The sequence below is a fragment of the Streptomyces sp. TSRI0281 genome, from assembly GCF_001905125.1.
Taxonomy (GTDB): Bacteria; Actinomycetota; Actinomycetes; order Streptomycetales; family Streptomycetaceae; genus Streptomyces.
Window position 1 is genome coordinate 484699 of sequence record NZ_LWLE01000034.1, and the last position, 21784, is coordinate 506482.

A 21784-nucleotide genomic window follows, 5' to 3' on the forward strand; every position below is an offset into this window, starting at 1 on the left:
GCCGTGCGACTCGGCCCCTTCATGGCGCCGCTGACGAGCCCGGTCGCGCTCCCTCCCCCGTGAGTGCGGCCGGGCTCGACACCGTCTCGGAAGGATGTCTGACCCCGGGCGTACCGTGAGGAATGTCCAGTAAGCTCTTGCTGCTGCTTCAGGGCCCGCAGAGGTGCCCCGCTCGTCATCGACGAGCGGGGCACCTTCGTGTCCGGGTCAGGAGTGAGCGAGCTGCCAGGTGCGGGCCTGCTCGTCGAGCTGGAGCGCCGCGCTGACACCGCGGCGCTCGAAGATGGCGAGCTGGCGGCGGATCCCGGCGACCTGCTTGACGGCGCGGTCGGAGTAGACCCCTTCGAAACCGCTGACAGCCCTTTCCCAGGTGCGGCAGGCCATTTCCAGGTGGCCCTGGGCCGCCTGCTCCCGGCCCTGCGCGGCGAGCGACAGGGCGGTGATGCGGGACAGGCCTCCGCCGTTGGCGCTGCCGTAGCTGCGCGCGGCGGCGGCGTACTGCTTCTCCGCGTTGGGGTGGTCGCGGAGGGCTCGGAAGATCTTCGCCGCGTGGGTGTCAACGGCCGCACGGGGCTTGCCGGACAGGGTGAGCCAGTACGGCATCTCGTCGCCCTCGCCCCGGATCGCGAGATCCTGAGCGCGGCGGACCTCGGAGACGGCTTCCGCACCCCGGTCGGCGTGCGCGAGGGCGCGTGCGCGGCAGATGACGAGCATCGACATAATCCCAGGCTCGGCGCGGTTCTTGGCCACATCGAGGGCGGCGTCGGCCAGGCCGAGGGTGTGGTCCGGCTGGCCGATGTCCAGGCCATTGTGGGCCATGATTCGCAGGACCCACGCCTGGTGGAGCGGGTTCTCGGCCTCGCGGGCCAGGCCGAGGGTCTGGAGGTAGTAGCGCTGGGCGAGGCCGTGCTCACCGGCGTCGTACGCTTTCCAACCTGCGAGGAAGGTGAATGCCGCGGCGGCCGTGAGCGCTTCGCTCCGGATGCTCTCCTGAGTGAACCGGCCCTGGGTGAGGCCGGTGACGTCCGTGCGGAGGTACTGCACCATTGCGGGGCGGCCGTGCCGCCCGCCCTGGCGCTCGTCGATCGCAGTGAACGCGGTGAGCATGGACCGGACGGCGTCGATATCAGCCGCCCCGACCTTCTGCCCGGTGGTACCAGTGGTTGATGGGTGGCGTGCTTCGGCGGCGTCGGCGGCGCCGAGCGGGAGAGCCGCCCCGGCGACGCTGTAGGCCGCCCCTGTCAAGAACTTTCTGCGATTGATGTCTGCCTCCCCGATTCGCCGTACGATGTCCACAGGATCGGGTCCGATGCCCAACCCAAGCCGGGTATCGGGCCCGTTGCCGTGCCCGAGGTCCTCCCAGCCGAAGTCCGATGGCGTGAGGTGCCGCCCGAGGCGGCGGGACAGGGCTTCCGCAATGTATGCGGCTGTCGGCGGGGAGGGCGGCCGCCCGGCGACCCAGTGGGCCACGGCGGAGGGGTTCGTCCGCAGGGTGTCGCCGGCTTCGGCCGCGATGCTGCGGATGTCGGCGGCGATCTGGCCGTACGTCAGGCCAGCCTCTTCTAGGGCGAGTCGAAGTCCTTCATTGCGCACACGTGTACTCGTCACGGTGGGTGCACCCTCCCAAGCAGGGCGTTAAACCCGGTAAACGCCTCGAGCGTTGACCGGTGCTATCCATCCCAAGGTAACTCCCGGTTGCATGACGTGAGTCACATCAATCCGTATTGCCGCTTGGGGGCATGGATGAAGGACACGAAAGGGTCGTCGGCTTCGCTGGCGACCTCCAGCGAAAGAACGCTTGCCGGAGATCACTGGCTGTTGCACGTGGCCCCGGACATCCGTGAAGGCATCGACAGCTGGGAGGCCGAGGGCGCCAAATGGTTTTGCCCTGGCGTGCTGTTCGGCGCGATCGCCATCCCTGCGGGGTTGATGCACAACGACATCCTCGACGGGGCGGTGGTGAGGATGACTGAGACCGCCCGAGCTGTCTCCTCGGCTCGGACAGTTTCCCGAGCCTCCAGGGCCGGCGGGAAGGGGGCCATCGCCATGGTGGAGACCGGAGCGGGCTATCTGCCCGCGTACGCCGAGACGCTGCCGAGGTCCGCCGGATGTGTTGGTGATGCCCGGCGGCTGGTCGCGCTGGCCCTCGACGTGTGGGGTCTCGACGAGATCCGGGACGCCGCCGAACTCGTTGTCAGCGAACTGATGACGAACGCCGTCCTGCACGCGGCCCGGGACTCGGTCCGCGTGACCGTGACGCATCTCGGAGAGGGCCGGGTCCAGGTCGTGGTGACCGACATGTCGAAGGAACTCCCGACGTACCGGGTCGCCGATGCCGACCAGAAGTCCGGGCGCGGCCTGGGGATCGTGGACGCGCTGAGCGTCGGCCGGTGGGGCGTCGCCCCGGTGCGCTGGGGGAAGAGAGTGTGGGCCGTTCTGGGCCCGGTTGAGGTAGGGCTCGGTGAGTGAGCGCACGCAGCAGCTCCTCTACTGGACGTCCCTGGCCGCGCTTCTCGCGGCTCTCTATCTCGGCATCACGAGCAACTGAACGCGCCGATGCGCTGGTTGCGATATCGAGCTGCGCCCCGAGCGCGCGGCCGACACCCAACACGACCCCAGAACGGAGCAAATGATGACGCTGACCACGAGCGGGGACACGGTGGTGAACGCGGACCCGCTGTACGCGGCAAGCCGGCGGACCATCGCCCTCGCGGCCGAGGACATGTGGCCGGGGAGAGGCGCTGTCCTCGGTCCGCAGTGCCCGAGCGTTACCTCCTACGTCTGCCAGGTCACGGTCGACGGCGAGACGCACTTTGCGAAGTACGGGTGGCTGAGCGCCTCCCTGGTGTCCGTCCTGCGCGGCGCCAAGGGGATGTGGGAAGAAGTGCAAGAGGCACAGCACCTGTACGTCAGGAGCGCCGACCTGGTGACGTTGAGGGAGCACCAGCACCTCAGGTTTCTTCACCAGCTCGACCGGCCCCGGGTCTGCGATACAGAGGGGGTCCGGGCTGGGGTCCTGTTCACTCGGGCGGTGCCGGGGACGACGGTCGCCGAGGAGCTGACGGTCCGACCCTGGGACACGGGCGCCTTACTGGACTCGGTGCTGCTGTCGCTGAAGACCCTGCACGGGCCGGAGGGGGCGCAGTATCTGCGTGGGGCGTGGCCGATCACCGAGCGGTCGATAACGGACGTGTTCCTGCGCAAGTTCAAAGGCCCGACCGCAGCCCGGTACATCGCTGGCCTCGGCAGGGACAGCGGGCTTCCGGAGGACGAGCGCCTGGCGGTCGTCGACCTGGTCGCGAACGGGGCCCGTCGACTGCTGCGGCTCGCGGCTGCGATCAGCCCACGGCACAAGATCGCTGTGTTCGGGGACCTCAAGCCCGAGCACGTCTACCTCGCCGGCCACCGGCTGACGTTCATCGACCCGGCGCTTCACTGGGCGGCTGGACCGCAGCCAGATATCGCGAAGCTCTGCGGGCGGTCGCTCCTGCTGGCCCTGTGCCACCACGAGCTGCGAACCGAACAGCAGATCACAGAGGGCGTATGGGCGACGCTGGGCCGCTTCTTCGCGCACCGGCCGAAGGCCGAGCGGCTTGAGCAGATCCGGGAGGTCATGGTCCTCTCACTGATGGACCTGCTGAACATTTTGAGCACCTGCCTGAGCGCCCCGGCGGACCTCCCGCTGACGGCCAGCCAGCGGGCGCTGGTGTCTTACGGGCGCCGAATCGCGACGGTCATCGAGCGGGTGAGTGGCCTTCTCATTGGGTCGATGTCTGGGCTCGGCCTGCTGGACGCGGTTTTCGCCGAGGTCGAGAACACCACGTGGGACCTGCGGTGACGGGCCCGGTGGTGGGCGTCGTCGGGGCGGGTGCGGTCGGGCAGGTACTCACGGCCGGGCTGGTGTCCATAGCGCTGTCCGACAGGCTCCTCGTCGTTACCAGGCGGCTGGAGCAGGCGCACGGCTTGGCCGCCGACCTCCAGGACCTCGGGGCGGCCGTCGGGTCGCTGACACGGGTCGAGGCGGCCGACGCCGCCGATCTCCACGCCTGCGACGCCGTGGTGATCGCCCTCCGCGTGAGCTTCACGAACACCGCGGCACAGGACATCCGCCGTGGTGGTGCTGCTGCGAATGCACCCGCGCTCGATAGCCTGGCCCGCAGTCTGCGCGGGTACGGCGGCAGCGTCCTCGTCGTCACGAACCCGGTGGACCTGATGTCCCGCCGCTTCGCCGAGGCATCCGGGTGTGCCCGGGTGTACGGGGTCGGATCGGGCCTGGACTCGGCCCGCTACCGGCTTCTCCTGGCCCGGTACGCCCAGGTCTCCCCGGACCGAGTGCACGGCCACGTCATCGGCGAGCACGGCGACCAGGCCGTCCCCTGCGCCTCGACCACGACCGTCAACGACCGTCCCGCCGACGTCCCGATCCGCGAGGTCACGGACGACCTCCAGGCCCGGCCGGCGTTGATCCGGGACGGCATCGGCCGCACCCGCTGCGGGCCTGCCGGTGCCGTACTGTCCGCGCTCCGCAAGGTCCTCGGCCTGGTCGACGGGGTCGAGGAGCTGTCCGTGCCGTACGGCGACGTCTGGCTCGGCATCCCCATGCGCTTCACCGGCGGCACGGCCGTGCCCTGTCTGCCGCCCCTCACCCGTTTCGAGCGCCTGCGTCTGGACTCTGCTGCCAGCAGTCTCCGCGACGCCTACACCCGATTGCCCTCCCTCTCCGAAAGGATCCCCTCGTGATCAGTGCTACCCGGCTTGAGGCCGCCACCGCGGTCGTCACCGTGCAAAGCAACAGCCCGGAGGTGACCAACTGGGCCCAGCGGTACTTCGGCCCGTGGTGGAACGCCACCTCCGTGGACCCGACGACGGTGTGCGCCGGGGCCGTCGTCTCCGCTGACGTCGACCGCGACCAGTACGAAGAGCTGACCCACCTCGTCCACGACGGCCGCGACACCAAGGGGGTCGACTACGCGAAGAACCTGCTGCTGCTGGCCCGTGATGGCGAGGACATCATCGCGACGTCGCCGGACGAGTGGATCGCGTACCGCAGTACCCCGGCCACTGGCCGCCTCGTTCTCGTCGGCGCCCACTCGATGACGCTCGCCCTGGCCGCCGCGCGTCTCGCCCGCGAGTCCGTCCGGGGGCAGCTCCTGCGAGATGGGTGGGCAGTGCTTCACTCCTCCGCCGTCGTCCGGCCAGCCGACGGGGCGACGCTGCTTGCCTTCGGCGACAAGGGGGCCGGGAAGACGACGACGGCGCTGCTCCTCGCCTCGAACGGCTGGCAGCTCCTCGCCAACGACCGGGTGCTTGTTCGGCCGACCGGCGAGCGTGACGTCGAGGTCGTGCCGTGGCCGTCGGCCGCCGCGCTCGGCCTCGGCCTGGTCCAGGCGCTCGGCTGGGACGTCGGCGCACGCGAGCACCTGCGGGCCGGCGGAAGCTTTCATCCGACGCAGCACCAGTCGGTGACGGAGGCGCTCCTCGGTGGTGACTTCACGCCGCTGTGGGAGACCGCCGAGCGGAAGCGGGAGCGGAAGGTCCAGGTGTTCCCGGACCAGTTCCCCGCCCTCTTCGGCGTGCAGCTCGCCGACGGCGGCCGCGCAGCTGGCCTCCTCTTCCCCCAGGTCGACGCCGATGCGGCACCGGGTGTCGTCGACGGCACCCGGACGCTCGCCGAGGCGGACTTCATGTCGGGGAAGGCGGAGGACCGGTACCCGGACGTCTTCGAGCTGGCGCAGGGCGTGGACGGTGGCGGCCGGGCGAGCGCCCGTGCGGAAGTCGCGGACCGTCTCGCCGCGCTGCCCCACCGGGCCGTCCGGTTGAGCCACGACGTCCCGGCGAGCGCCGCCGTGCTGGGCAAGGTCGCCGCGACGATCTGACTCGGCCTCAGCGGGCCGCCGGCGAGAAGCCGAGCGGCGGATACCGGAAATCACCGGCGCGCTGTTCCCGGAACCTCGATCATCAATACCGTCCGTCACACCAGCACTACCAGAGGAGGGGTCGAGTTGGTACAGAAGCCGAACTGGCGCACCAGCAGCTACACCAAGACCGGCAACTGTGTCGAGGTCGCCGACAACGCGAAGGTCGTACTGATCAGAGACACGAAAAACCGTAAGGCAGGCACGCTGAGCATGCCGACGGGCCCGTGGAAAGCCTTCGTGGAGTTCTCGAAGAACGCCCTGTAGCGCAGCTCCTTCGGGGCTGGCCCGGTCCGGGCTAGGCGGACGCAGGAGCACGGGGCCACGAATCGGTGGACCCGCACCGCCGGTCATCCTAGCCCGGGTCGCAGACGCGATCCGGAGCCATCCCAGACGGGACGAGACCGCACATCCAGCCTATTTCGGCGCACTGTTGACCGCGGCAGCGGCCTCGGTACGGTGCGCGCCACATCTCACAGGAGGTTCCGATGACCCGACACCTGCGTAAGGTCGGCACCAACAGCGGCAACGACGGATGCCCGACCCTGTACGAAGTGGCCGGAGACAGGTTCGTCGTCCAGGGCGACCGCGTCACCGACCCTGGCGAACTCGCCCAGCTCGACAATTTCACCGAGGCTGAAGGGGCGGTCGCTGTGCCCCGGGAGCTGCTCGCGAACTTCGGCCCGAAGGAACCGGTCCGCGTGCCGCAGATGATCAGCTTCGAGGACTTCGGCGGCATGTTCGCCAAGGTCAAGCACTCCGCGTGGAGGCTGGAGTCCCGCCTCCGGTACGCGTCCGACGAGGACACGGACACCTACCGCCAGTTCGCTGCCGGCGAGCCCGTGACGTGGGACCTTGAGGACCCGTGGTGCACCAACCGCCGCGAGCAGACCGCACGGGGCGTGCGGTTCGAGCGGGTGCGGATCCTGGATGAGCCGTCGACGCCGGGACAGCTGTACCTCCTGGACAACGCCCGCCGGAACACCGCGGTCGGCGAGGACATCCGCATCCTGCCCCGGTCGCAGGCCGAGGAACTGCACTTGCCGGTGGAAGATTTCTGGATCTTCGACAGCCGCGTCGTTGCGCTGCTGCTCCACGACGGCGAGGACAACCTCCTCGGCGTTGAGCTGATCACGAACCCAGTCGAGGTGCTGCGGTACGCGCAGGTCCGCGAGGCGGCCTGGCACCATGCCGTCCCGCACGACCAGGCGCAGCGGTAGCTTCGACATGTGAGCACGGACTATCAGCAGGCCCGGGAATCCCTCGGCACGCGGCTTCGAGAACTGCGTGCCGGGGTCACGGGCCGGGAGCTGGCCGCGCGGCTGGGGTGGACGCAGTCCAAGGTTTCCAAGATCGAGACCGGGCGGCAGACCGCGACCGCCGAGGACCTGACGGCGTGGGCCGAGGCGACCGGGCACCCGGCGGTCGCCGGTGAACTCCTGTCTCGGCTAGAGGGGCTGGAGTCCCACACCCGGTCGTGGCGTCGGCAGCTTCGGGCCGGGCACCGTCCGGTCCAGGACGCCCTGCTGGTGGAGTACGAGCGCTCGACCGTGTTGCGGGCCTGGCAGAGCTCCATGGTGGTCGGCCTGCTCCAGACTCCGGACTACGCCCGCTCCGTGTTCACCCGCTTCGCCGACCTGCACCGGTCTCCTCGGGACATAGACGATGCGGTGCGCGCGCGGATGCGTAGGCAGGAGCTGCTGTACCAGCCCGGCCGGGTGTTCCACATCATCATGTGGGAGGCCGCGCTGCACGCCGGGGTGTGCCCACCTGCCGTGCTCGCCGCGCAGTTGGACCGGCTCGTCGGCATCCTCGGCCTGGACACTGTGCGCCTCGGGATCGTCCCGTACGGCGCCCAGGTCGCCGTCCCGCCCGGCAACAGCTTCTGGCTGTACGACGACCGTCTGACGATCGTGGAGGACTGGCACGCGGAGCTGTGGCTCGACGACCCGGACAGCGTGAACGTGTACAAGCGGGTGTGGGACGCGCTCAACGCGGCGGCCGTGTACGGGTCGACGGCGCACCGGCTGATCAGCAGGGCGCGGGCACAGGTAGACCGCCCGTGAGCATCACCGAGAATCACTGATCGGGCCCGGCGAATAATCGAGAATCAGACTCTCCGCTGATTCTCGGTGCTCCCTACGGTTCAGATCATGGCCCCACGAACCCGTCACGCGGGCACGGATTGGCTTGCCACCTGCGCCCCGGACCCCGCTTTTGTGCGACGCCGGTGGGCAGGTGCCCAGCTCGCTCCGATACCCGTAGGCCGCTCCTGGCTGGTCGCCGAGACGACCCTGACCCGGACGATGGACGCGATGGAGCGCGTCGGATCTGACCGCCTGGGCCCCGTGCTCGTCCACCCCGAGGCCGACCTTGCGTGGTGGCTGGTCCCGCTCGACGGGGACCAGGAGCTCGCCGACGTCGGAGTCCTGACCATCCGTACTGAGCCGTGGACGCTGCTGTGTCCGCCGGCTCACGAGTATCTGAACGGCTGCGGATGGCTGGAGAACCCTGACGGTTCGGGCCGACTGACCGATCCGGCCGCTCTGGGCGCCGCGTTCGGTCCGGGCGGGCCGCTGCGCCTGCCGGTCTCTGAGTTCGTGTGAGAAGCCCGGCGGCTGAACTCCGCTTAAGGGAAGGATAGGTGTGATCGTGACCACTGGAGCCGAACGGCTCGTCCCTGCCGAGGACCGCCACCAGGCGAGCACCCGGCAGAAGCCGCTTCCGAAGGTCATCGAACTGACCATGGATCAGCAGCAGGGTACGCACTGCGTGTGGTGCGCGGCGCCGCTCGGCACCGATCTGGGTGTCGACCTCGGCGAACAGCGGGTCCGGCCCCCAACCGGTGCCACGTACTTGTGGTTCCCCCGCGAATGCGTGGATGCCCTCGCTTGCTCCGGGCGGAAGGCGGGCCAGTGATGGCGTCGATAGGGAGGCAGATCGCGGTCCGTCCCTCGGACCGTGCGTATCAGACGTATCTCGGGCACACCCTGTCGTGCGAGGACTGCCGTGCGGGGGAGAGGTGCGCGACCGTCATACGGCTCGGCCGGGCCTGGCGGAAGGAACGCCGATGACTTCCCGGGGCGAGGCTTGGGACCCCGAGCGCGGGCCTACGGTCCTGCGGCGGGGCGCCCCGACGCGAACGCCCACCCGCCCCACAGCTCGGATTGCCGCCCGACGACGCACAGCAAGGCCCAGCTGCGACGGCTGCTTGATGGCGTGCTGCGCGAGTACCCGGTGACCCGGTGAGCTGAACCCATTGCTCCAACAGCTCCCGCCCCGCCAAACGTGCGAGGGCGGGCCCAGCAACGATAGGAACCTACCCATGGACAGCGAGTTCGTTCCCACCCCGCCCGCGACTGAGGAACAAGGCCAGGGGTGTGCCGCATGCGGCACCACGAAGGGCACCTGCCGCGATCCCCGCCGCCACGGGGTCATGTGATGTCGGTTCGGGTTGCCTCGACCGAGGCGGAGAAGGACACGTTCCGGTGCGTGCCCGTGATCCTGAGCCTGTTCGGTGTCCGGGCGCGCTCTGACGGGCGTACGGGGCGTGCGGCTTGGCGGGTCCTCTCCCGGGAGCATCCCGTGCTCGTCTGGTTGCTGGTGGTGTACTGCGCGTGCCTCGTCCTCCTGGCGGTCGCGCCTGGTGGTGCCCTGTGACGGGGCAGATGGGCCATCAGGTACCGATTGACGTGGCCGCCATGGAGCGCACCTGCGACATCGCCGAAGGCGTCGCAACCCGTGCCCTTGCCGGGCATGCGATCCCGACGGATGAGCAGGTGGATGCTCTGCGGGGTCTCTTGCATGGGCATCTGCGGCTCCTGGCGGAGGAAGTGCGCGTTCAAGGTTCTATGGGTCTCCCGTGCCTCGTGGCCGCCGTGCTCACCCTCGTAGAGGGACTGGTGGACGCACCTGAGCATCGTGGCGTTCTGGACCTTCTGGCGCCGCCCGCTGCCATCCGACTCCTTCTCACCCTGTGTGTGACCCCCGTGCGGCACTGACCGTGCGTCCCGGACCGACTGTTGCCCCGGCACGAATGTGCCCGGTGTTGGGGCAGCAGTGGCGTGGCGCCTGACCACTTCCGCCCTTGACTCGTGCGGGTCCAGGGGGCAACCCATGAACGGAGACTGCCATGAGTGCACGTCCCATCCGGCAGGCCGCGCAAGCGGCGTCCTGCTACTTCCGTACGACCGTGGACCACCCCTACCGCAAGGCGCTCATCCAGGTGTGCGAGCCGTGCAACGAGCGGTGCGCGCACTGCTTTGTTTCCGCTACGAAGCGCGGCGACTACATGCGGCTGAATCAGGTGCGGGAGCGCCTGATCCCCCAACTCCACGAGGCCCGGGTCAACCGGGTCACGCTGACCGGCGGTGAGCCGGCCATGCACCCGGACCTCCTGGAGATCACGGCCGCGTTCCGTGACGTCGGCATGGGCGTGGGCCTGTGCACGAACGCGACGATGGTGACGGATGAGCAGATCCGCGCCCTGGCCGCGCTGGACGTCCACATGAACGTGTCGCTGGACGGGTTCTCGGCGGACAGCCACGGGAAGTTCCGGGGGCGCCCGCAGGGCTTCGAGGAGACCGTGGAGACCGTGCGCCGCTTCGGGAAGGCGGGCATCCTCCAGGGGCTGCTGTGCACGCCGAACAACCTCGCGGAGGATGACGAGTACCGGCAGCTGTGCGAGTTCGCCCGGGACATGGGGGCGACGTACGTCCTGATGAACCCGCTCGGCCCGATGGGCCGCGGTGCGAACTCGCAGAAGAAGCTGCGTCGGCCGGACGACCATATGCGGGAGATCCACCACCTGACGATGCCCTTCGCGGATGAGGGCCTGGACATGGTGCACATCCGGTTCCCCAACGAGGACAAGCCGTTGGCCGGTTGTGAGGCCGGGACCATCATCTACGTGTTCACGAAGGGGGAGGTGACCGTCTGCCCCTACCTGGTGTTCGCGGCCAGGACCCAGGTGTCCCAGCACCCGGACACCGACTTCATCGTGGGCAACGTGTGGGAGCACGAGGACATCGGCGCCCGGCTGGACGCCTACCGGTTCCACGACCGGTGGACGCTCGGCGCGAACACGACCTGCGGCGGGTGCTCCATGAACGCGGAGTGCGGGAAGGGCTGCCCGGCCGCAGTGGTAGCCGCGGGTGAACGCATCGGGGCCGTGGATAGTGAGCAATGCCCGGTGGTGCCCCCGCAGACCCGTGTCCTGCCCGTGGTCGGTGTGTCGTGACCAGACGCCGAGGGCTGTTGGTGGTGGTCGAGGGGCCGGGCGGCGTCGGAAAGTCCACGGTGACCGCCCTCGTCGCGCGGCTGCTGCGCGACGAGGGCCGGACGGTGCTGGCAACCAGGGAGCCGACAGACACCTCTCTGGGTGACCTCGCGCGGCACGGTACGGACGAGTACCAGGGCACGGCCATGGCCTGCCTGATCGCCGCCGACCGGTACAAGCACGGCGAAGTGATCCGTCCGGCGCTGGAGCGCGGGGACATCGTGGTCTGCGACCGGTACGTGGCCAGCAGCCTGGCACTCCAGTGCATGGACGGCGTCGACCGCGAGTTCGTGTGGCTGCTCAACACCGGCGTGATCCAGCCGGACCTGGTCATCATGATGGGCGGCAACCCGGACGCGATCGAGGCCCGGCTCACGGCCCGAGGAGCTCACTCCCGGTACGAGCGGGCCGAGGGCTCCAGCCGCGTCGAGTGTGCCTACTTCATAGAGGCCGGTAAGTTCCTCCGGGACAAGGGGCACCGCGTCCTGGACGTGGATGCCACGGGAGTGGATGCCGAGGACGTCGCCCTGCGAGTCGTGGCCGCTGTCACCCGATTGTTGAAGGACCAGAATGACCCTGAGCGTGTTCACGTTCAACCTCGGCAACCCGTCCCGGGTGCGCGCGGAGCGTCAGCTCCGGTACCTGTGGGTGAGGCCGGAGCCGGTGCTGGTGCTGACGGAGACAGCGCGCAGTGCGGGGTGTGAGTTCCTGGCCGAGGCATTCCAGGGCGCTGGGTACCACGTGACGTTCCCTCGTCCCGTCAAAGGGACCAGGGAGCGGGGCGTGATGGTGGTGTCCCGGCTCCCTGCCCGGCCGCTGACGCTCCCGGTGGAGTACCTGCCTCACCGGGTCGCAGGAGTGACCGTCGAGACCGGCACAGGGCCGCTGGACGTCGTCGGGGTCTATGTGCCGTCGAGGGATGCCACCGAGGCCAAGGTGACCAGGAAGCGGACGTTCCTGGATGGCCTGGCCGCAGCGCTGCCGTCCGGGGCGACCGGGCAGCGGCTGGTGATCGGGGACCTGAACATCCTGGAGCCGGACCACGTGCCGAAGTACCGCACGTTCCGGACCTGGGAGTACGAGTTCTACACCGGGCTCGGGGAGGCCGGTTACCAGGACGCGTTCCGGCTGGTGGCCCCGAACGCCCTGGAGTACTCGTGGGTCGGGCGCACCGGGGACGGTTACAGGTACGACCACGCCCACGTTTCGGGGCCGCTCGCCGGCCGTGTCGAGGGCTGCCGGTATGTGCATGAGCCGCGGACCGATGAGGGCCGGCTGACGGACCACTCGGCGCTGACGGTGGCCCTGGACCTGGAGCCGGTGGCCCGGCTGACGGTGACCGACGCGGACCGTATGCCCGACCTGGTCGGGGCCCTGTTCTAACCGTGTACGAGGAGGAGAAGCGCGTGACAACGATGGATGAGACGTGGGACGGCGTGCAGCGGCTGCGCGGCTGGCTGGATGAGTCGCCGGGTCAGGCCGCGGCCGGTGACGTGCGGGTGCTGCGTGTCCTGAAGATCGGGGAGGAGTTCGGGGAGGTGGCCCAGGCATTGACGGGGGTGCTCGGCGCGAACCCGCGTAAGGGCGAATCCCATACGTGGCAGGACGTTGAGAAGGAGTTGAGCGATGTCATCGTGACGGCCATGGTGGCGCTGTCTACGATCACGTCCGACGCCCCGAAGGCGCTGGACGCGCGGGTCCAGCAGCTCGTGGACCGGGTACTGCCGTCGAGCTGACCCCGGACATGCGACTGCCCCGGCACCAGGAGAGTGGTGGCCGGGGCAGTCGCCTGTCTACCGCCCGAGGGGGGCAGGCGGCAGGCGCGGGGGCGTTCTGACCGTTAGTTGTGGTGGTGAGCGCACCGAGAGGCCTTCGATGTGGGTGTTTTGGGCGGTACGTCCCGACGTACCGCCCACGATCGGGTGATGTTGGCGCCTCAGGCGATGAGTTTCCTGGCTGCGCCTAGTCACTGCATAAGCCTCGGGGCTTAAATACGTAGTGTTTCGGCCAATCGACCGAAGTGCCGTCATGACTCGCCGCACCCGGAAGGGGGCGGCGGTGGCGGTTCTGTCCATGCTCCGCAAGCTTCGATGGAACCGCAGGTAGGCCCGGCAGGAGACTGCCGGGCCTGCTGTGTTTCGGGGTCCACCCTGGAGCGTGTTCCCTTCCGTGTTCCCGTGGGAACACGACTGCGCGAGGATCCGGGGCGTAGCGTGAGAATGCGGGAAGATGCGGGAGGATTCTCACAGGTCAGAGGATCGTCGCAGGTCAGAGGGGGTATCGGCTCCGGTTCGAGTCCGGCTCCGGGCACCATCACCGCTGTCGGTGGGCGCGTCGGCCGGCCCGGGGAATCGCGTCGGTCGACCCGGAGAATACTTCAGCGATCAACTTTCATAAAGATCCTCCCTTGGCACTAGGGTGATTCCTTTGCCCACCCATTACTCTTGTCGCGAGGCCATGCAGTGTGGCCATGGAGGAGAGCAATGAGGAGCAGCAACCCGGTCTTCTCGCGACGGGGGTTCAGCCGCGACAACGGTTCCGCAGGCTTCAACGCGGCGCCGCAGGCCGGGGCCCCCGCGACGGGAACCAGTCCGTACGCACAGGGCACCGCCGCCAACCCGTACGCGACGAACCCCTACGCGCAGCAGGACGTCCAGTACGGCGCCCCGCAGGCGCCCGCGCGCTCCGGCGCGATGACGATCGACGACGTCGTCACCCGTACGGCGATGACGCTGGGCACCGTCGTGCTCACCGCCGCGCTCTCCTGGGCGCTGCTGCCGGTCGACGAGGCGAACCTCGGCAAGTCCTACGGCATCGCCATCGGCGCCGCCCTCGTGGCGTTCGTCCTGTCGCTCGTCCAGTCCTTCAAGCGCAAGCCGGTCCCGGCGCTGATCCTCGCGTACGCCGCGTTCGAGGGTGTCTTCCTCGGTGTGATCTCCAGCGCCGTGAGCACCTACATCGGCCCCGGCACGGTGATGCAGGCGGTGATGGGCACCATGTGTGTCTTCGCCGGTGTGCTCATCGCGTACAAGATGCGCTGGATCCGTGTCACCCGCCGGTTCTACGGCTTCGTGATGGCCGCCGCCATGGGCTTCGTGCTCCTGATGATGGTCAACCTGCTGTTCTCCGTGTTCGGCGGCGGCGAGGGCCTCGGCTTCCGCAGCGGCGGCCTCGGCATCCTCTTCGGTGTCATCGGCATCATCCTCGGCGCGTGCTTCCTGGCCCTGGACTTCAAGCAGGTCGAGGACGGCGTCGCGTTCGGCGCACCGCGCGAGGAGTCCTGGCTGGCGGCCTTCGGCCTCACCATGACCCTGGTGTGGATCTACCTGGAGATGCTGCGTCTGCTCTCCATCCTCAACGGGGACGACTGACCGCAGGGGACGCGGAGGGCCGGTACGACGGCCCGCACCACGACCCGCGCAACGGAACGGCCCGCAGGCTCACCGCCTGCGGGCCGTTCCGTTTTCCCTGATGTCGTACGCCTACAGAAGCTTGCGGGCGGCCCGTCTCAGGTCGTACTCGTGAATGATCGCCTTGGCGTGGCCGTAGGCGAGTTCATGCTCGCCGCGCAGCCGGCTGACCTTCTCCTCGAACCGCAGGAGCGAGGGGCCTTCGTCGACGGTGCGGAGCCAGTCGGAGATCTCACGACCGGTGCATTGAGGGATCCGGGAGAGCGTGCGATGGGTTTCCTCGGAGAAGGCAGGGGACATCGGCGCCTCCGACGCAGTGCGCGTTGCTGGTCTTCCCGACACCGCGCCTGAGCGTTCGCCCGTTGGCAACCATGCTGCGCGGGCGCGTAGGGTCGGGCAGGTGCTCGATACGACGCCTCTGATCACCGCCGTGGACCGATTCGCCGACCGTCTGCGGGCCGCCCCGCAGAGCCGGCTCCAGCGCGGCGCGGCCGCCGAGGCGCTGGCCGCGGCCAGGGAACTGGCCGTACGGGCCCAGCGCATCGAGCACCCCGACCGGGAGCCGCACATCGTGCCGGACGCCGGGATGTTCGCCGTCGGCGACCAACTCACCGTCGCGGGGCGCGATCTGGCGGTGGCACTGGTAACGGCCCCGTCCGTGGAGCTGGACGAGGCCGTGCGATGCGTGGAGCAGGCGGCGGCGCGGGCTTTCGCGTAGGGGGAGACCCGCGCCCGTGGGGGGCGTACCGCGGAGCGGCTAGAACGAGGCGATGACGCGGTCGGCGAGGATGTAGACGTTGTCCTCACCGCAGGAGAACGTCAGCGCGTAGGCGCCGGAGACGCCGGAGCCGCCCAGCAGCACCGGCCGCCGGCCCGCCCGCAGTGCGTCGGCGAGACGTTCCGCCGTCTCGCGGTGGCCCGGGGTCATACAGAGCGTGGTGCCGTCGGCGAAGACGTACACATCGAGCGTGCCGAGCGGGCCGGGGCGTACGTCGGTGAGCTCCGTGGCCGTGTCGGCCAGCTCCTCAAGACGGCTCACGGTCCGCTCGTGGTCGGTGACCACAGGTGTCTGTACGGGGACGAAGTCGGGGTGCGAGGGGTGGCGGCGGCGTGCGGCGGCCAGCTCGGGGGAGTCCTCGGCGAACTCCGCGTACTCGGCGATCTCGGGCAGATCGATGAGTTCGGCGGGCTCGTGCTCGTACTCGTGCTCGGCCGAGGTCCGCTCGCTCAGCGACGCCAGCTCCTCCAGCGCCTCGGTGGCTTCCAGGTCCAGCGCGTCGAGACCGGCGAAGTCCGCCTGGCGGGGGAAGAAGAAGGGGGAGTCGTCGCCGAGCGTGTTCAGACCGCCCAGCAGGGACGGGGCGTCGGCGGCGTCACGGGCTTCCTGGGCGGCCCAGAAGGCCCGCGCCTCGGCCAGCTCCCGCTCCCGCTCCTCGGCGAGCGCTTCGGTGACGGCCGCGCGTATCTCCTCGGCCGGAGTGAGGGTGCTGCGGCTCTGCGGTGGCACGGACGCGCTGTGTATCCGGCCTTCGGCCAGCTCCGTACGCAGGGCCGCGACCTGCTTGCGCAGCCCGTGAGCGGCGTGCAGGGCGGCGGCGCCGACGGCCGTGGCAGCGGCGGTGGTCAGCAACAGGGCAAATGACATAGCGCTCACTGACTACTCCCGGTTTCAATCGATCCCCCGACTTCCTACATCAGCTTGGCCCGTACCCGCGCGTGCTGTCAGTGCATTACGTCACGAAATGGACAGGTCTTTTGGCCTGGGGTTTACCCCCATAACAGCCGTGACCTGCGGAAATGGCTCTCCCCCGGGACGCAGATCACATCCTGGGGGAGATTCGGTCACGGTCGGGGCTCGGCCCGGTTCAACAGCCCGCTTCCGAGGGAGAGGGGAGGGCTCGGCTCAGCCGGTGACTGTCAGCTCAGCTCAGCTCGGCCGCTGGCTGCGGCTCGGCTCAGCCGCTCGCTGTTCTTGGTCGCGTTCGCTTCGCCTGCGCTGCGGGCAGGTGCCGCCCTCGTGCCTCGGGCGACCCCTACCCTCCGCTGCGGCTCAGCTCAGCCGCTTGCTGTTCTTGGTCGCGTTCGCTTCGCCTGCGCTGCGGGCAGGTGCCGCCCTCGTGCCTCGGGCGACCCCTACCCTCCGCTGCGGCTCAGCTCAGCCGCTCGATGACCATGGCCATTCCCTGGCCGCCGCCCACGCACATGGTCTCCAGGCCGAACTGCTTGTCGTGGAACTGGAGGCTGTTGATCAGCGTGCCGGTGATCCGGGCGCCGGTCATGCCGAACGGGTGGCCGACCGCGATGGCTCCGCCGTTGACGTTGACCTTGTCCAGCGGCAGGCCGAGGTCCCGGTAGGACGGGATGACCTGGGCGGCGAAGGCCTCGTTGATCTCGGCCAGGTCGATGTCGCCGATGGTCAGCCCGGCACGCTTCAGCGCCTGCTTGCTGGCCTCGACCGGGCCGTAGCCCATGATCTCGGGGGACAGACCGGAGACGCCGGTCGACACGATCCGGGCCAGCGGGGTCAGGCCCAGCTCGCGCGCCTTGGTGTCGGACATGATCACGAGAGCGGCGGCGCCGTCGTTGAGCGGGCAGCAGTTGGCCGCGGTGACCAGGCCGTCGGGGCGGAAGACCGGCTTCAGGCCCTGCACGCCCTCCAGGGTGACGCCCGCACGCGGTCCGTCGTCCCGGGAGACGACCGTGCCGTCCGGGGTGGTGACCGGGGTGATCTCGCGCTGCCAGAAGCCGTTCTTGATGGCCTCCTCGGCGAGGTTCTGCGACCGTACGCCGAACTCGTCCATGTCCTGGCGCGTGACGCCCTTGATCCGGGCCAGGTTCTCCGCGGTCTGCCCCATCGCGATGTACGCGTCCGGGGCGAGACCCTCCTCGCGCGGGTCCTGCCAGCTCGCACCGGACTCCTCGGCGCGGGCGGCCGTGCGGGCCTCGGCGTCGGCGAAGAACGGGTTGTGCGTGTCCGGCAGGCTGTCGGAGTTGCCCTTCACGAAGCGGGACACCATCTCGACACCCGCCGAGACGAAGACGTCGCCCTCGCCCGCCTTGATGGCGTGCAGCGCCATGCGGCTGGTCTGGAGCGAGGACGAGCAGTACCGGGTGACCGTACAGCCGGGAAGATGGTCCATCCCCATCTGTACGGCGATGATGCGGCCCAGGTTGTTGCCCTGCTCGCCGCCGGGGAGACCGCAGCCGAGCATCAGGTCGTCGATGTCCCTCGGGTCCAGCTCGGGAACCTTGGCCAGCGCGGTCCGGATGATGGTCGCGGTCAGGTCGTCCGCGCGCAGGTCCTTCAGGGACCCCTTGAAGGCCCGGCCGATCGGCGAACGGGCAGCAGAGACGATCACGGCTTCGGGCATCACGCGGCTCCATGAGGGCTGGAAGGCTGGCTGGCTGTGTGGACTGGCGGAACTGTCTTGGAAGTTACCCGGACGTATCGCCGAGGTCACCCGGCAGGCCATGTGACGCCGGACTCTTTTCTAAGCGCTCGCTCAGGTCTGGCCGGGGGCGGCGCTCCGCGTGCGGCCGCCCCCGTCCCGCGCGGCTACGCGTGCCGGTGCGCGGTGTCCGGGTGGGGGTCCGGGCGGGGGTGCGGGTGCGGCTCCGTGGCCGCGGGCAGACGCCGCCGCCTGCGGTGCTTGAGGAGGGCCCAGGGCGCCCGCGCCCCCGTGACCTCCGTACCGGCCTCCATGGCCGCCTGGGAGGCCGCCTTGGCCACCGGCAGCATGTCCTCGCGCCGCGACCCGTCGAGGTGATCGGTCTCCGGCCACAGCCCCAGCACCGCGCACAGGGTGGGCAGGACCGCCATGGCCGCGGTCGCGTACCCCTCCGCCGAGGGGTGGTAGTTGTCCGGGCCGAACAGCTCCCGCGGGTTCGCCTCGAACTCCGGGCCCAGCAGGTCGCCCAGCGACACCGTGCGCCCGCCCTGTTCCACCGAGCCGATGGTCTGTGCGGCGGCCAGCTGCCGGCTCACCCGCCGGGCCAGCCAGCGCAGCGGCTGGTAGACCGGCTCGATCGTGCCCAGGTCCGGGCAGGTCCCGACCACCACCTCCGCGCCCGCCGTCCGCAGCCTGCGCACGGCGGTGGTCAGACACCGCACCGACTGGGTGGCGGGCATCCGGTGGGTGACATCGTTCGCCCCGATCATGATCACGCAGACGTCCGGCGTACGGGCCGGGTCGGACAGGAGCAGCGAGACCTGCCGCTCCAGATCGTCGGACCTCGCCCCCGGCAGTGCCACGTTCCGCAGATCCACCGGACGCTCGGCCACTGCGGCCAGCCCCGAGGCGAGCAGCGCCCCCGGGGTCTGCCCGGCCCGGCGCACCCCCTGCCCGGCCGCCGTCGAATCACCGAGCAGCCCGAACCACAACGGGTCCGAAGGCCCGGCGAACGCCACCCCGTACCGCCCGTCCGCGCTCGGCGGAACCGGCGCCGTACCGCCGCCGACCTGCCGCTTGGCGAGCTGCACCTCGGCCAGCATCACGCCCACGGCCGCGGCGCCGATCAGTCCGATGCTGCCGCCGCCGTAGGCCGCACCCGCCGCGATGCGCCGTGCCACCCTTGCTCTCGACACAGTCCGGTCCACCTCCTCCTCGCCGTACACGTACCTACCTGCCCCGTGGAGGGCGGCGTCCAATCGCTTCACCCAATCTCGGCCCCGTACGCATACTCTGGGCCGGACCATCTCGGAGACCCCGGAGTACACGGTGCAATTCCACGATTCGATGATCAGTCTTGTCGGCAACACCCCGCTGGTGAGGCTGCGCAACGTCACGACAGGTATCCAGGCGACGGTCCTGGCGAAGGTCGAGTACTTCAATCCCGGCGGGTCCGTGAAGGACCGCATCGCGCTGCGCATGATCGAGGCGGCCGAGGCGAGCGGGCAGCTGCAGCCCGGCGGCACGATCGTCGAGCCGACCAGTGGCAACACGGGCGTCGGCCTCGCCATCGTCGCCCAGCAGAAGGGGTACAAGTGCATCTTCGTCTGCCCGGACAAGGTGTCCACGGACAAGATCAACGTGCTGCGGGCGTACGGCGCGGAGGTCGTCGTCTGCCCCACGGCCGTTGACCCCGAGCACCCGGACTCGTACTACAACGTCTCCGACCGCCTGGTCCGCGAGACGCCGGGAGCCTGGAAGCCCGACCAGTACTCCAACCCCAACAACCCGCGCTCGCACTACGAGACCACCGGTCCCGAGCTGTGGACGCAGACGGAGGGGAGGATCACGCACTTCGTCGCGGGCGTCGGCACCGGCGGCACGATCACCGGCACCGGCCGCTATCTCAAGGAGATCAGCGACGGCGGCGTGAAGGTCATCGGCGCGGACCCGGAGGGCTCGGTCTACTCCGGCGGTTCGGGACGCCCGTACCTGGTCGAGGGCGTCGGCGAGGACTTCTGGCCGACGGCGTACGACCGCACCGTCACCGACGAGATCGTCGCGGTGTCCGACAAGGACTCCTTCCAGATGACCCGTCGCCTCGCCAAGGAGGAGGGCCTGCTGGTCGGCGGCTCCTGCGGCATGGCGGTCGTGGCGGCGCTGGAGGTCGCGCGGCGGCTGGGCCCGGACGACGTCGTCGTCGTCCTGCTGCCCGACAGCGGCCGCGGCTACCTGAGCAAGATCTTCAACGACGAGTGGATGGCCGACTACGGCTTCCTCGACGACACGGGCCCCTCCGCCCGCGTCGGCGCCGTCCTGGACTACAAGGACGGCCCGCTGCCGACCCTCGTCCACATGCACCCGGAGGAGACGGTCGGCGAGGCCATCGACGTGCTGCGCGAGTACGGCGTCTCCCAGATGCCGATCGTGAAGCCGGGCGCCGGCCACCCGGACGTGATGGCCGCCGAGGTCATCGGCTCGGTCGTGGAACGGCAGCTGCTGGACGCGCTGTTCACCCAGCGTGCCTCGCTCACCGACCCGCTGGAGAAGCACATGTCGGCCCCGCTGCCGCAGGTCGGCTCGGGTGAACCGGTCGAGGACCTGATGGCCGCCCTCAGCGGTGCCGACGGGGCGGACGCGGCGATCGTGCTGGTCGAGGGCAAGCCGAAGGGCGTCGTCAGCCGGCAGGACCTGCTGGCGTTCCTGGCGAAGGACGCGGGCGCGAAGCCGTGACGGGCTGAATCGGAGCCGTGAGCAGATACGCGGAGCCGGGACGCGGGGGCACGGAGCGGGGGCGCGGAGCCGCGACGCCGTGACGAGGTGAGCCGGGCCTTCGCGAAAACGGTACGAGCGCGTCACGTCCGCGCAGCACCGGCTTAACACGACTCCGGCAGATTGGTGGGTGTCGGCAGGGAAACCCGCCGGCACCCCATACGGCGACATGGATGACGGAGCGGCTCCCGGACCTCCACCGTCGCCAGGACGCGGGCACCCGGCCCTGACCCGGACCGCGTCCCTCGCGGGGACCGCCGTCGTCCCGCCCCCCGGGCAACCGGGGGTGCGGCGGTCCCCGCGGCATATGCGTGTCCGGGCCGGACAGCCGCCACAGCCCTCTGTATGTCGTGCGGAATGTCCTGCGGACCGGACAGCCGTCCACCTGATGGGCGGGCCGGGCAGCCGCCTCAGTCGTCCCACTCGGACTTCGGCCGCCGGTCGGCCTGCCCGAACAGCCCGCCGCCGCGCGCCGCGTGGACCGTGTTCACACCGACGATCCCGAGCCAGGCCACGACGAGCCCCTTGATGCCCGCGTTGGCGACGCCGATCGCGGAGAGCGGGATGGCCAGGACCAGCGAGATCACCCCGAAACCGAAGCGCTCGCCGAAGTTCTCCACCGGCCGGGGCGATCGGGTGCCCCGGGCCGTGGACATCTGCCGCTCGGCGAGCTGACGCCGCACCTGACGGTCGAGCGTGGTGTCGAGGCGCTGCTCGACCTTCTCCAGGAACGAGTCGATGAGCGCGGACTCGTACTCCGGCCCCAGTTCGCTGCGGGCCTGGAGGGTGGCGTCGAGCTCCTTCTTGAGCTCGTGGTCGCGGGCTTCCATGCTCCTCACGGTACGAAGCCGGAGGGGGCCCGCGCAGTAGGGCTAGCCCCCCTGTTGGGCCTGGCTGTCGGGCACCGCGCCGCGTTCCGCCCGCGGCCCGAAGCCCCTCGGCCCGGTGACCCGGCGGCCTGTATCCGGTGACCCAGCGGCCTGTATATGGACATGCAGCCCGCCGACTGGCTGAATGGAT

The 21784-nt window shown here is 69.8% G+C and carries 22 protein-coding genes; 16 read left to right on the forward strand and 6 right to left on the reverse strand.

Features of this window, described 5'->3' with window-relative positions:
* Positions 1–207: 207 nt before the first annotated feature.
* A complete protein-coding gene (locus A6A29_RS34255; protein WP_073726326.1) occupies positions 208–1608 on the reverse strand; it encodes a hypothetical protein in 1401 nt (466 codons plus the stop codon).
* A gap of 438 nt (positions 1609–2046) precedes the next feature.
* Here A6A29_RS34255 and A6A29_RS34260 point away from each other — a divergent pair, with 438 nt between their 5' ends.
* The 14 genes from A6A29_RS34260 (at position 2047) to A6A29_RS34335 (ending at position 14564) form a co-directional block, all read left to right on the forward strand.
* Positions 2047–2469, forward strand: a complete 423-nt coding sequence (locus A6A29_RS34260; protein WP_073726586.1) for an ATP-binding protein — start codon at positions 2047–2049, stop codon at positions 2467–2469.
* A gap of 163 nt (positions 2470–2632) precedes the next feature.
* The gene (locus A6A29_RS34265) at positions 2633–3838 is read left to right on the forward strand and encodes a hypothetical protein (protein ID WP_143197137.1); all 1206 of its coding nucleotides are present in this window, start codon (positions 2633–2635) and stop codon (positions 3836–3838) included.
* Positions 3823–4740: a lactate/malate family dehydrogenase gene (locus A6A29_RS34270; protein ID WP_073726330.1), complete on the forward strand. Its 918-nt coding sequence runs from the start codon at positions 3823–3825 to the stop codon at positions 4738–4740. The genes A6A29_RS34265 and A6A29_RS34270 overlap by 16 nt, the downstream gene beginning before the upstream one ends.
* Positions 4737–5876 carry a hypothetical protein gene (locus A6A29_RS34275; RefSeq protein WP_073726332.1) on the forward strand — a complete coding sequence of 380 codons (1140 nt, stop codon included), beginning with the start codon at positions 4737–4739 and terminating at the stop codon, positions 5874–5876. Before A6A29_RS34270 ends, A6A29_RS34275 begins: the two co-directional genes overlap by 4 nt.
* A gap of 126 nt (positions 5877–6002) precedes the next feature.
* A complete protein-coding gene (locus A6A29_RS34280) occupies positions 6003–6182 on the forward strand; it encodes a DUF397 domain-containing protein (protein WP_073726334.1) in 180 nt (59 codons plus the stop codon).
* Positions 6183–6403: 221 nt separating this feature from the next.
* The gene (locus A6A29_RS34285) at positions 6404–7135 is read left to right on the forward strand and encodes a DUF6879 family protein (protein ID WP_073726336.1); all 732 of its coding nucleotides are present in this window, start codon (positions 6404–6406) and stop codon (positions 7133–7135) included.
* 9 nt (positions 7136–7144) lie between these two features.
* A complete protein-coding gene (locus A6A29_RS34290; protein WP_073726338.1) occupies positions 7145–7981 on the forward strand; it encodes a helix-turn-helix domain-containing protein in 837 nt (278 codons plus the stop codon).
* 87 nt (positions 7982–8068) lie between these two features.
* The gene (locus A6A29_RS34295) at positions 8069–8521 is read left to right on the forward strand and encodes a hypothetical protein (RefSeq protein WP_073726340.1); all 453 of its coding nucleotides are present in this window, start codon (positions 8069–8071) and stop codon (positions 8519–8521) included.
* Positions 8522–8567: 46 nt separating this feature from the next.
* Positions 8568–8834, forward strand: coding sequence for a hypothetical protein (locus A6A29_RS34300; protein WP_241838759.1), 267 nt, complete (start codon positions 8568–8570; stop codon positions 8832–8834).
* Positions 8835–10047: 1213 nt separating this feature from the next.
* Positions 10048–11154, forward strand: a complete 1107-nt coding sequence (locus A6A29_RS34315; RefSeq protein ID WP_073726347.1) for a radical SAM protein — start codon at positions 10048–10050, stop codon at positions 11152–11154.
* A complete protein-coding gene (gene tmk, locus A6A29_RS34320; RefSeq protein ID WP_073726349.1) occupies positions 11151–11897 on the forward strand; it encodes a dTMP kinase in 747 nt (248 codons plus the stop codon). Before A6A29_RS34315 ends, tmk begins: the two co-directional genes overlap by 4 nt.
* The gene (locus tag A6A29_RS34325; protein ID WP_338012912.1) at positions 11863–12576 is read left to right on the forward strand and encodes an endonuclease/exonuclease/phosphatase family protein; all 714 of its coding nucleotides are present in this window, start codon (positions 11863–11865) and stop codon (positions 12574–12576) included. Before tmk ends, A6A29_RS34325 begins: the two co-directional genes overlap by 35 nt.
* Positions 12577–12578: 2 nt before the next feature.
* Entirely contained in the window at positions 12579–12929 is a 351-nt protein-coding gene (locus A6A29_RS34330; RefSeq protein WP_443333366.1) for a MazG-like family protein, read from the forward strand.
* A 747-nt stretch (positions 12930–13676) separates the two neighbouring features.
* Positions 13677–14564: a Bax inhibitor-1/YccA family protein gene (locus A6A29_RS34335; protein ID WP_073726353.1), complete on the forward strand. Its 888-nt coding sequence runs from the start codon at positions 13677–13679 to the stop codon at positions 14562–14564.
* 111 nt (positions 14565–14675) lie between these two features.
* On the opposite strand, the gene A6A29_RS34340 is transcribed toward A6A29_RS34335, so the two are convergent.
* Positions 14676–14903, reverse strand: a complete 228-nt coding sequence (locus A6A29_RS34340) for a DUF4287 domain-containing protein (RefSeq protein WP_073726355.1) — start codon at positions 14901–14903, stop codon at positions 14676–14678.
* Between the two features lie 100 nt (positions 14904–15003).
* Here A6A29_RS34340 and A6A29_RS34345 point away from each other — a divergent pair, with 100 nt between their 5' ends.
* The gene (locus A6A29_RS34345; RefSeq protein ID WP_073726357.1) at positions 15004–15321 is read left to right on the forward strand and encodes a hypothetical protein; all 318 of its coding nucleotides are present in this window, start codon (positions 15004–15006) and stop codon (positions 15319–15321) included.
* Positions 15322–15360: 39 nt separating this feature from the next.
* Here A6A29_RS34345 and A6A29_RS34350 read toward each other — a convergent pair whose 3' ends face one another.
* From A6A29_RS34350 to A6A29_RS34360, 3 genes are all read right to left on the reverse strand, one after another.
* Positions 15361–16248, reverse strand: coding sequence for a hypothetical protein (locus A6A29_RS34350; RefSeq protein WP_241838760.1), 888 nt, complete (start codon positions 16246–16248; stop codon positions 15361–15363).
* Between the two features lie 505 nt (positions 16249–16753).
* Complete coding sequence (locus A6A29_RS34355) at positions 16754–17974, reverse strand: acetyl-CoA C-acetyltransferase (RefSeq protein WP_073726362.1); 1221 nt, start codon at positions 17972–17974, stop codon at positions 16754–16756.
* Positions 17975–18159: 185 nt separating this feature from the next.
* Entirely contained in the window at positions 18160–19173 is a 1014-nt protein-coding gene (locus A6A29_RS34360) for an SGNH/GDSL hydrolase family protein (protein WP_073726364.1), read from the reverse strand.
* Positions 19174–19321: 148 nt separating this feature from the next.
* On the opposite strand from A6A29_RS34360, the gene A6A29_RS34365 reads away from it, so the two are divergent.
* Entirely contained in the window at positions 19322–20725 is a 1404-nt protein-coding gene (locus A6A29_RS34365) for a cystathionine beta-synthase (protein WP_073726366.1), read from the forward strand.
* Between the two features lie 449 nt (positions 20726–21174).
* Here A6A29_RS34365 and A6A29_RS34370 read toward each other — a convergent pair whose 3' ends face one another.
* On the reverse strand, positions 21175–21594 hold the full coding sequence (locus A6A29_RS34370) for a hypothetical protein (protein WP_073726368.1): 420 nt from the start codon (positions 21592–21594) through the stop codon (positions 21175–21177).
* Positions 21595–21784: the final 190 nt, after the last annotated feature.